We start from the raw sequence: 11,642 nt of genomic DNA on the forward strand, positions 1-11,642 counted from the left end.
ATATTCAAAGAACGATTTCATCTGCGTTTGGCTAAACAAACGGTCTATCATGGGATACTCGATCCCCTTCCCAAAGCACTCTTTTGCATCTTAGAAAAGCATTGATTTTTTTGCACAAATTTATCACTCGTTCATAAAACAGGGCTATGTGCCAGAGTCTAGCTTGAAAACGAGCAGCGATCGCCTCACTCGAATATTTAAAATTTTAGGCAGACACAAAACCCTACCCCTGCATCCCAAACCGCCGTATCATCTCGGCTAACGCCACTGCCTCCCCATCTGATGCGTATACACATACACGAACCTATCCCACTAATAATATTTGTGTTACAAAGCTTAAGCTTATTGAGAAATGAAAACGGAAAATCAAGGTTTTCAAGCACATTTTACGAAAAGAAGTAAGAATTTTTAGAATAGTGGGATAGGTTTACGCTTTCAACAGTCTGAGGCGACGCGACCCCCAAGGGAGCGTGAGCCGCCTCACAAGAGTGCGAAATTTCGGTAAGCGTGTCAGAGTTACACCTCACAAACTCTTTTGTAGAGTTTGTGAGGTGTTCCTGAGTAGTTCGTGAGGTTTCAGAAAACCCTTGCTCTGACTGAGTTTTGCCTAAAATAGATGCTTGATTTAAAGCACGTATTTCTTCACAGGCAGCATCTTTATCTGGAATCTCAGCATTTAGTTCTCGTTTTTCAGCATCTGGTTTTGGTGACGCAGAATTAGCCTTCTCCCAAAATTCTTTCATCCGGCTACCATGCAAATTCTTCACCATCCAGCTAGCCGTTTCTCGGCCGTCTTGAATCGACTTGTCGGGCTTAAAAATGAACAGACCACTGTCGGAGAGAATTTTCTTCGCAGAGATAAAAGTACTGTACGCCAAGGCAGAAGTCAGAGGCATCCATCGAGAACCGTAGGGGTCAGCAGTCCAACACTCCTGCCACAATTGCGTAACTGAAGGCTTTTGCTGCGACCACACCTTTTACATTTTTATTTTAAACAGTTGTTACCGTACAAAACTTTTTGAGTGCCATTTGGAGCAAACCGGACACACCAACCCTGTGTTTTTACTTGCCAATAACGGAAGGCTGTAGCCATCGCAAATATAATTATAGCAATCGCCAGTACAGTTAGGACGTAGACTAGAAAGAGATGTTGCGTTCTGAAATTAGGACTGATTACCAATGGCAAACCCTTACAGTTACGATTTCCGCCGGAAGGTAATTGAAGCCATTGAATTGAACGGGCTAAAGAAAAGCGAAGTAAGTGAACTGTTCAACATCAGTCGAAACACAATTAATTTGTGGCTGAAACGCTTTGCAGAAACTGGAGATTTCCAGGCCAAGCCCAATCAATCGCCTGGACATAATCAGAAAATCACCGCAGCGCTCGAAATTTCGAGCTTTTGTGAAAGTACACGGGGATAAGACTCAAGCCCAGATGGCACAATTATGGGAAGACGAGATTAGTGCGCGTACTATCTCCCGTGGGTTAGAGAAAATCGGATTCACGCGAAAAAAAAGACCTATGGTTATCAAGAACGAGACGAGTACAAACGAAGTTCGTTTATTGCTCAGATAGCAAAGCTTGAAAAAAATATGGTTGTCTATGTTGATGAGTCTGGCATGGATAATCGAGACGATTATGGCTATGGCTGGAATCAGAAAGGAGAGCGCTTCTATGCTCTCAAGTCTGGGCGGCGTCAAGGGCGGGTGAATATGATTGCCGCACTGTGTGATCAGAAGTTGATGGCTCCTTTCACTATTGAAGGTTCAAGGAAACGAGATGTGTTTGAAACCTGGCTAAAAACTTGCTTAATCCCTGTACTCAAACTTTTGTCAAGTTGTGACGATGGACAATGCTACCTTTCATAAAGGTGGATGTATTGAACAATTGATTCGAGATGCTGGCTGTGAAGTTTTGTATTTGCCAGCTTATTCCCCAGACCTCAACCGAATTGAGAAATGCTGGTCTTGGCTGAAAAGTCGAATTCGCAAACAAATCCAGCAGTTTGATTCTCTTCGAGAAACGATGGAATCTGTTTTGCGTTTAGCGTCCTAACTCATTTGGCTATTGCTATACTGTCCCTAAAATTGTGACCAGCAGAACTCGCCGCCAACGAATTTGATTTTTTGCCAACATTTCCTATCCTCTAAACCTCTAGCTATACCAAAAATAGAAAGCGATACGTGTGGTAGGGCAGCAGGTAACTTCACAGGCTTATTATCTAATGTGATCTCCATTCAATTAATATCCCCAGCGGGTGGGAATAAAGGTTGTTGGCATACTATTTCAAGTATTAAGTAGCATCCTTTAATACACCAAGACTCCATCTATACAGAGATCGCAGCAACAATTGGTTTAAATTAGGGGGATTACCAACTTCTTTAAGTACATCCATCATCAAATCTTTGACAACTTCTGGCGTTTCTGGATATTTCACTGGAAATAAACCATCATCAGCCCACATAGAACGAATTTGAGACGCAGTTATAGCAGATCCTTTGTGAATAACATTATTGCGCTTATCACGAATACGGTCTAATAATTTACACCATTTGTTATCTGGACTTAGTTTTCGAGATTTACACCATCCTTGTATTAAACCTGCAAACCCTGGTTCGTAAGTATTGTCTAAATATTCTTTACTTGGTGGTAGTGTAATAAAACCTTTTGATAACCAATTTTGAGATCGAGATTGAATATATAGTAATCGCTCCAAAATTTGAGCGAACTGAACGAATGCAGCAGTATAATTTTGGCGATGAAGAGGTAATTCTATAAGCAGAGTAGACTCCCAAGCCTGGATCAGTTCATCCTGTCTTATCTGACGTGACTGTTCTTGCCAAGTTTGAATTATTTCACTATCTACTATCTTGCTGACATCATTAGAACGTAGCCACTCTTCAAGGGATTGAAAAAACTTATTGTCAGATTCACAGTTGATATACTTAACCAAGATACCAGCTAATTTATACAAAACTTTATGTCGATTTTGATGCACCTTTAACCAAAATTGTGCTTCAGAAAAATCGCCTCTTTCCCAGGCAGAAATTATCCGTAACCGTTCTAGTGACCAGAAGTACTCTCCCATCGGAATTAATTTGAATGTTGGGGAATGAATAGCTGTTCTAGAACCATCAGTCAAAGTAGGAAAGAATTCTTCTGGCTCATCAGGACTAGCATTAAACACTTGACATTGACGCACTAAGGCTGCCGCACAAATTTCTACACCAGAGGCGATTGCAGGGGTACAACCTTTATTTTGTATCCATAGAACAAATTCTTCATCTTGATTGGTATCAAAAGAGTTTATGGCTTCTTTTAAAACTAAAAGTTCCAGTTCTTGCCGAATAGCATCACTATCATTAGCATTAATTTTTGGTGTATGAATATCAACCCTGACATCAGGAAAAATATTTTTGATTTTCTCTGCCATTAATTCGGCTAACCATAGTGTATCTAAGCGACGATAAAACCAAGAAACTATTTCTGGCTGGTCAGTTCCCCAAAGAATAATATGTTTTAATCCTTTTTTTATACCAGCTTCAATAATCTTTTGGTCTAACAACAATTCAACTTGATTAAAATCACCACCTAACCATTCTTTTGCATAATCATAATAACGTTGACCTAAATCTCGCGCACTCCAAGGATAAGTTTTATCATTTTCTTGATAAATACCTCGTTCTATTCCTAATTCTTGATAAAGTTGGTTTACATGGGCGGGATAGCCGATATTGCCATCAGCACCAAAAGAACGAATAACACCCTCTTTGGAGCGCCAGCCGATTTGACGAGTACCAACAGTGATAATTAAAGTATCTACGCGACTGATTTCAGTTACTATGTTTGTCATCGGGGAAAAATTTGAATGGAATTACGTAATGTTTCTAAATATTTTTTGCGAGGGTCAGCACTAGCACCAAACACTGTCACCACTTGATAATCATCTAAATCTGCAATCCATACAGGAGAAGGCTTAACTTCTCTACCCACTTTGCCGCATAGATTACTATCATAGTTTTCCTTAATCTTAAAATCTCCACTATGTAGTACTGCTAAAGCATAGGGTTTACCAAAATCTGCTTTTCCACCACAAACAACTATGCGACAGTTAGTGTCTATGGCTTCAGTCCACTTGTCATGACTGACTGCACCACAAGTTTTTAGTGAGCGGTAATTACAATTAGGATCTAAGGCTTGTAATGCCGTATAAAAACTCTGTAATCGTTGCTGAAATACTTGATGAAATTCTTTGGCAGTTTCGGGTAAATACCAAAATGATTCATCGCTTTGAGGTATGAGGGTAGAACCCCGCCACCAAGGTGCATATTGACGACTTTGACGAGAATAGCAAGGTCTTCTCGCACCTTGACCAATACCGCCTAGATGGAACATTAGCCAGGTAAGATTTTGACTCAATTTTTTTAGGGCATTTTGCTGGCTTTGGGGTACTGCTGACGAAAAACTCAGCGTGAGAATTCCCTGTTGTTCACCACAATCATCATTTTTACCTTGAGGTTCTCTTTGGGTATTTTTCCCTTCTAATATCCTGACCATTAACCAGCCATGTTCTTTTTGAGGAGTAATTGTCCCAAAAATTTTACCTTCCCATTCCTGAACTTTCGTAGCTGATAAAACCCCTAAAGCAATAGCTCTAAACCAATAGCGGAGCATAGATTTAAAAGCTACAGGTCGCACTTCAGCAGAAGATGTTGTGTCTGATTTTAACTTCCCTTGTTTATCAAATTTAAAATCTCCTTGATAGTCTTTTTGGTAGGGTTGTAAAACATTTTTAAACTTCTGCTGCCCATGAATTAGTTGCCCTTGCAAAATAAATTCAATTCGGTAAAATTCGTTTTTATAGGTGACTTTACCTGCTGGAATTAATTGACCATAGCCAGTGTTAACTTGAGAACCAGCACCAGCTTGTAAACCATCAATTAACCATTGTCTAACTTTTTCTAATATTTGGATATCTTGACAGCCGCTTACTAGACGCAAGCCAATTACAAAAATCGGCTTTTCTAAACTAAGAAATGGATTAGGATTAGGGCTGTATTCTAGTGAGTTACTGTCCCATTTCCAAATGTTATTGGCCATGTCCACCGCCAATACCTTTTGGTCAGGCTTTTGATTAGGTAAGGGGTAAGCGTCTAGAAAAATAACTTTACCTGCACGGTTGCTTCCAGATAGGTGTAATCCATCACTTTTATGGTTAGCCTCCAGAGAACCAAACCAAGGCGCAACCTCTTTTTCTGCTTGTTTCCAGCATATCTGCTGTTGTGTCATAATTTCCCTAATTGCTTGGGTTCTGGCTAAACCTCGCAGGGTACTAGAAGGAATATAAGGCATTCCCAAAGCATCAAAGGCAGGTAACAGGATACTTTCTGGCCCACGATGTCCACCTACCCGGATTCGCCAAGGACACTGGACTTTAAAGCTGTTTTGAGCGATTAATTGGGTACGTTGGGTCAGCTGTTGCAGGCGAGTAGAGTAATTTGCCCCTTCTTGGGCCATCTGCAACAATTGTACTTTGCTGGGGTCTTTGTATTCAGCATCGGGCGATCGCATCCAACGCAGATATTCTACAAAGCTAGCAGATGGATGTGGACGAGGTTCATTATCTGCATCTAGCCAAGGCGAAGGTGCTGGGGGTTGACTTCCACCACTTCCGCCACCAGAACCACCGGGACGACCACTACCACTACCCGAATGATTCCCACCACCATTAATTACTTTCTTTGGTTTACTTACATCTGGTTTTGCAATTGCAGGAGGTAAAGGTAGCGGTTTTACTGGTCTTTTCGGTTTTTCAAACGTCATTGGTTTTATTCTCCTTTAATATCCCAATAAACAGCACTAGCCCAAAAACTAAACTCTTGTGCCAAAGCCAGCCCTAATCCTGTTAAACCAAGATACGCCTCTGTTGTGATATTTGCTTGTTTTAATACCTGTAAACCATTATCACTAGCCAAGTTTTCTAAACTATATAATCTTTCTAAACACTCAAAATATTTTTTTAATACTTGCTTTTTTCCCTCTTGAGTTAAAGCTTTTTCTTCAGCTTTCAGACGCAGCATTCCCCAAGTAGAAAGATATGTATATAATTCTACCGCTTGGTTCTTTTGTTCTTTGAGGCGTTCCTTATTATTCTCATTATCTGTTCTTAAATTTTGTAATGCTTCGTAGACAGGCTCACCAATAGTCCGGGGGTCAAATGTCATGATTTATTAACTCCTCAATTTTTATTTAGGATATTCATTCACTAATTCTTTACTATCCACTGCTGGACAAAGCCCCGTCCTAAACTTTCCTGCCCACCAATTTGTAGAATCTGATTAGCTGCCAATAAATTTGTAAAATCTACAGAGGATTGTTTTGCTGTTCCATTAGCTTGAGATGTTATTCCCCAAGACAAATACATTAAAGTATCTGGGGGGATTGCTTCTTCATAACGGAACCCACCATCTACTGATTTCTGTTCATCCAATTTGATTTTTACTTGTCGCCATAAACTCATTTGAATTAAGGTGGTACAATGCTGATCTGGTAGGACTAACAGACGGTTAATAGTGCTAGTTTCTGATGTTTGGGGAACAAATTCCTTCCAGCTTGACCACTGTTTTAAGTGTTCAGCTTTGATAATTGCATCTTTGAGGTAAATCGGAGATTGAGCATTAGTAAAATTACAGCTATATTCCGCAGGTAATTGAGAAGTATTATTCTGTAGACGTTGCCAACGATTTAATAACATGGGGCAACTAATCCAAACTACACTGTGACTCAAAGAAGGCACGGGTAGCCAGAGTATAGAAGCATCACCAATCCAAATGTCACCTTGTTCTAATTCTTTTCCATCCTTTAAATCAGTACCAAATAATTTAGATTGAATTTCTTTTTGCTCTGCAATGCTTGACCGGAACTTGCCCCGAATCGTACTTGAAGGAATGTAGGGTAAGTTAGTATGCGATTCTCGAGCAATCCCTAGTAAATTACCTTCTTGAGTTGTCCCGCCCGTATGTAATGGAGAAAGCAAATAGAAGTAGATGTAATCAATCATTAATTTTACCTCTTTTTATTTGTATGTCAGCCAAAGTAACTCAGAATAACCAAGTTGTCTCCAGCTATTTACCTTAGTATTGGAATCATCCTGAAATAAACTTTGCGGTTGATTCAGGTAATACAAACTTCCTGGTGGGGCAGCGAACACTTGTGGCGCAGGAATACTTTTAGTCGATGACTCTTTATCTCGAAACCGACAGCTTATCGGTACTGGCTTCTCAGTGGCTAAACTAACTAAATTTCCTGGTGTTTGATTACCATTCACCGTATGCGCTAATTTCCATTCCCAAGGGAAAGCGCGACATAAAGATGAATTATGTAAGTTATCTTTGTGTTTTCGTTCAAACACGCCAGGAGTAACCAAGTAAGCTATAGACTTATCACCTTGCTGAAAATTCTGCTGAGAAATGTTTTGCAGGTTAGCCCATTGTTCCCCTAGCTCATTGCACTGCTTCACGATGCTGCGATGTCCTTCTCCACCCAGTCGTACAGTGCTAGGAGTTTCAATTTCTGTATCGATGCCAATAGCTAAACTCCAGCCAGCATGAAGACGAATACCATTCTCGACAAAGTAACCATCGGCATCTTTAACTTGTCTGCTTCCTTCTTCAATGGCGTTGTGAGAACGAGTTTCTACTGTCCAAGGTTTGTCTTCATGACTATCTTTTATGACTAACCAATCTTCTTCACCTATTATTCCAGTTTTGAGATATTTACTGACGACTTCGTAAGGAAGATACTGACGAAATTTTTTCTCTGTAGTCACAATCTCTACGTCATCATCTGGAGGTGTTGAACCAGGTTTCACCAAGGGACAAGGTTGGCTTCTGTCCCACAGAGCATTTCTTAAGTGAGAGTCAGATTCCCATGCTAAGGGCATCAAAGGCGTTGACTTAAAAAATCCCAGAGGACGAGGTAAGTAAAGTTTAACCCCTGTGTCAGTTTGGCGGCACAGAAAAGGCCCAACAAGACGAAAGTTTTTCTTTTCTGACAATAATCCGCGCAATGCACCGACAATACTGTGTCCATTGGGCGGAAAGACACTACCAGCCCATGCCCTTTCTCCTGGAGTGAAGGGTTTAGCATCTCGTAAAAGTAGTATATCTAGTGGAGTTAAGGTATACCAAAACATTAACAACCATCTCCTAACTTGATTTCGCGGTTGCGCTTCACAAAAGCCGCAAGTTTTAACCAGTTTTGAACTTCTGAATCTCTATTTTTCTCCTCGGTCATGTCCCACAAAATTTTCAGAAACTCTAATAGAGCCTCCTGAAAATCTTTTTTGGCAAGTTCGTCTCCAAGAAATTGGTCACGGCGATCGCAAAATGCTCTCGTCCAAGGTACTATTGCCTCTATCATTGGGGCGGGATGCTGGCTCCAAAGTGTTGATGCTTGTTCAAAAATAGCCGCCTCTGTTTGCAAAGATGGGTTGGAGGTCAGGTTTTGCCACTTATGGAAAACATCAAATTTCGCTGTTGATTTCAAAATATTACCGTTCCCGTACAACACTCGAACTTGCACTGCGTCTTTGGCAATGCTTGCAGCAGATTTATGTTCTTTGGCTGACTCTTCAGATGACCAGAGGTTTTCCAGAGCGATCGCTAGTGGTACTGAATGATGGACAATGACTATACCAAAGCTAATAGTTGCTTTTTTACCCATTGTGAATAAAGGTCGCTTGGCTAACTGCGGTGGGGAAGCAGCTTCAATTTTATATTGCCAATAGTCACCATCATTTTTAAATTCACCTTTGGGGTCTTGTTTACCCTGGAAACATTGACGAATATCCCATAACCAGTTATCCCATTCCCAGAGATTGGTGTAAGCCAAGACATCATCACCACCAGCATAAATTAATCGTCCGGCATAGCGTTGTTGAGTCAAGTAGGGAACCAGTTGATTGGAGAAGTCTAATAAAGCGCGACTCAAGGCGCTGTGTGTACTTGGTCCCATACGTTTTTTCTGTTGCAAAAACTTCTGAAAGCTTTCTATAGATACAGATAATTCCGATGGAATGTAATCACTATAATTTTGTAAATTTTTGCCTTTTAGCCAATCACTCATACTATCACCGTCACCTGCTGCCAATACATACCAGTCGGCTGGATTGTTGCTGGGATAGAATTTGTCAATTATCTTTTGAATTTCACCACGATATTTTATTTTTATTTCAAGAAGTTTTCGCTGGATTTCCTCTTTATCCTCATCACCTGCATTTTGAAACTGGTCTTGTAATGCCTCCAATTCTGTAGTTTTAGAGTCTTCTACCAACCAACCAGCATTCAGTAAACGGGGATGATACCTTTTGGGTGCGTTGTCATGATCTATCCAAGGAATTCCCCATTTGCTTCTCATCTCTTTAATAACACCCTTAGTCCAAGGAAATTCCTCTATAATTTTTTTGCAAGCTTTATTAAAATGCAATTCATGCTTAATTTGTGCATCATAGACTTTGAGATATCCGGCAACCCCTGCGGTTAAATCTGGGTAAGATGCTGCTATAACATCCTTATTTGTAATATTTAATAGCTCACTTAAAACTTTTGGTAAGCTCCGTTTGACTGTTTCTGTTGCATTTAACTGTTCTCTACCATCAAATAAACCGACGTGTTGTTCCCAAAGTTTTTTAGTTTCCCCTTCTGTTATCCAGCCCTTTCTATTTTGACCGGGATTAACCACCGGGCCAATACCAGAAATTGTCGAACGAGGCCCAAATGCCGTGGGAATTTCCCAATTACGGGCATTTTTCACCGCCGCTAAAGCATATCGAGTTTGGTCAAAAATATTTCCCCACCAAGAGCCAACATTAGCGCTAAACTTTCTACCTTGTTTTTCCCAACGTTGTTGATATGCTTCCCGGAGAAAATCTAGTTCAGCTTCTTGAAAAAGTTTCTGTTTTCCACCTAAATTATAAGCTTGATTTTGGGCATCCAGCCAAGTTCTAAATTCTACCTCTCTATCTTTAGGAATGGCGGCATTTTTTAGGTCTTCTCCTTCTTTCCCAATTGGTAAAGCAGTCCAGTAAAACTGCCATTGGGATTGTAGCCAACCCTGCCAAGTGCTACTTTCTTGTTGCAATTTTGGCATCCAATGGCGAGTTTTTAAATCAGCAAAAACTAACTTACTAATATCTTGCCATTCGTTCAGCAGCGTTTGTTTTGCTGTTTGCATAGCAGCTTGGACTTTATCTTTTGGCAGAACCAACACCAATACGTTTGGAAATCCTGCCGTTAATAGTGAATCTTCTTCTGGTTTATCTATCCATTGTTTCAACTCTGGATATTTTTCTAATAACCAATGGTCAATTAAAGGCTGTTGGTAAAGACTAGGATAAAGTAAGGTATCAGGCCCATATTGCAGTGCCAGTTTCCAGCAGACTTTAGCAGATAAATAGTGTAATAACCAAGAACCTGCCCAAAAGTCGCGCATTTTACGACTGGCTTTAATCAGTTCTTGCACTGGCGTAAAGCTAAAAACTGCCAAATAAGGATGGGATAATTCTTTGCCTGATGGCCATCTTTCTATATCTGCCATCGTCAAATCGTACCCTGCTAAAGCACCTGCCAGCGATGCTGTGATACTAGCATGACTCCATATTGAACTATCGGGTAAGCGGGTTTCGGCTGGCATTAGCATTAAAGAAGCATCGTCAAATTCCTGACAAGTAGCTGCTGGTAAACAACGCCACAACCACCAAAATAGCCCTTTAACATCTGTTTTCAAAGATTCTGGTATAGCTTCTAACAGCTTTTGTTCTTTACTATTTAAGTAATCTTTGCGCTTTACCAATAGTTCTGAATGTGACTTGATTTTCCATTGCTGTTTTTCGCCAGACAGGAGATGAGAGATTTCTAACCCTTTTCGAGAATCCTTTCCAGGTGCATAATTTATACTTTGGGCAACGCTACCAATTGCACCTCTATCACTGGCGGAGGCGATGTAATCAGCTAAATGTATGTGTTTTAAGATTTTACGCCCGGACTCTTCAGGATTATAATTGTTCTGCACCCAATGTTGCATTACTTCTAATTGTTGCCAAAAGCTATTGTCACCGCGCCCAGTGTTATTGTGTAACGCTTTTAGCACCGGATCATGGAGTAATCCCCATATTTTTGCTTGCCAGTATGCTTCTGACATGGGTGAATCCCTTTCTATGGTGTCCGGTTTGATTGTATAAATTTATATTGGGAATGTCCAATAATAGTCAATATTCATTATTAAGATTGCTCAATCTCTTAAATTCCCTCATGGCAAGGCTTTGAGCTAATTAGTTGGATTTTAGCTAAATATTTTTTATTTTTTGACAAATTGCATTAGTTGTGCAGTTTCCATTCAACTAATATCCACAGCGAGTGGGAATTACAAAATTAGTAGCGAGGTATCCGAGCGTTAATGTTTCCATTCAATTAATATTCCCAGCGAGTGGGAATCTACTATCATAACAGGTAAACTTGAATAAATTTACGTTTCCATTCAATTAATATCCCCAGCAAGTGGGAATTGAAAACTTCTAAAACAAATTAAATAAAATAAGTTTAACATATATAATAAAAAAAAAACACATATGAATATAACTAAA

Annotated in this window: 7 protein-coding genes and 1 pseudogene; 1 reads left to right on the plus strand and 7 read right to left on the minus strand. The window is 40.0% G+C overall.

The genetic code is table 11. The features are described from left to right. Window positions 1-386: 386 nt before the first annotated feature. Window positions 387-974 carry a hypothetical protein gene (locus ACFFAP_RS29415; protein ID WP_375514549.1) on the minus strand — a complete coding sequence of 196 codons (588 nt, stop codon included), beginning with the start codon at window positions 972-974 and terminating at the stop codon, window positions 387-389. 205 nt (window positions 975-1,179) lie between these two features. Here ACFFAP_RS29415 and ACFFAP_RS29420 point away from each other — a divergent pair. Continuing rightward, window positions 1,180-2,056 (plus strand): annotated as a pseudogene (locus tag ACFFAP_RS29420) (IS630 family transposase). A 238-nt stretch (window positions 2,057-2,294) separates the two neighbouring features. Here the strand turns inward: ACFFAP_RS29420 and ACFFAP_RS29425 are convergent. From ACFFAP_RS29425 to cas10, 6 genes are read right to left on the minus strand one after another with little or no spacing between them, the layout of a single operon-like run. Then, window positions 2,295-3,854, minus strand: coding sequence for a hypothetical protein (locus tag ACFFAP_RS29425; protein ID WP_375514550.1), 1,560 nt, complete (start codon window positions 3,852-3,854; stop codon window positions 2,295-2,297). Beyond that, window positions 3,851-5,824: a type III-B CRISPR module RAMP protein Cmr6 gene (cmr6, locus tag ACFFAP_RS29430; protein WP_375514551.1), complete on the minus strand. Its 1,974-nt coding sequence runs from the start codon at window positions 5,822-5,824 to the stop codon at window positions 3,851-3,853. The genes ACFFAP_RS29425 and cmr6 overlap by 4 nt, the downstream gene beginning before the upstream one ends. A gap of 5 nt (window positions 5,825-5,829) precedes the next feature. After that, window positions 5,830-6,225, minus strand: a complete 396-nt coding sequence (locus ACFFAP_RS29435) for a hypothetical protein (protein WP_375514552.1) — start codon at window positions 6,223-6,225, stop codon at window positions 5,830-5,832. Between the two features lie 41 nt (window positions 6,226-6,266). Then, on the minus strand, window positions 6,267-7,061 hold the full coding sequence (gene cmr4 / locus ACFFAP_RS29440; protein WP_375514553.1) for a type III-B CRISPR module RAMP protein Cmr4: 795 nt from the start codon (window positions 7,059-7,061) through the stop codon (window positions 6,267-6,269). 15 nt (window positions 7,062-7,076) lie between these two features. Further along, window positions 7,077-8,195, minus strand: coding sequence for a type III-B CRISPR module-associated Cmr3 family protein (locus ACFFAP_RS29445; RefSeq protein WP_375514554.1), 1,119 nt, complete (start codon window positions 8,193-8,195; stop codon window positions 7,077-7,079). Next, window positions 8,195-11,200 (minus strand): type III-B CRISPR-associated protein Cas10/Cmr2, encoded by a 3,006-nt coding sequence (gene cas10 / locus ACFFAP_RS29450; protein WP_375514555.1) that lies wholly within the window; start codon window positions 11,198-11,200, stop codon window positions 8,195-8,197. The genes ACFFAP_RS29445 and cas10 overlap by 1 nt, the downstream gene beginning before the upstream one ends. Window positions 11,201-11,642: the final 442 nt, after the last annotated feature.

It is taken from the genome of uncultured Nostoc sp. (assembly GCF_964245575.1).
GTDB lineage: Bacteria > Cyanobacteriota > Cyanobacteriia > Cyanobacteriales > Nostocaceae > Nostoc.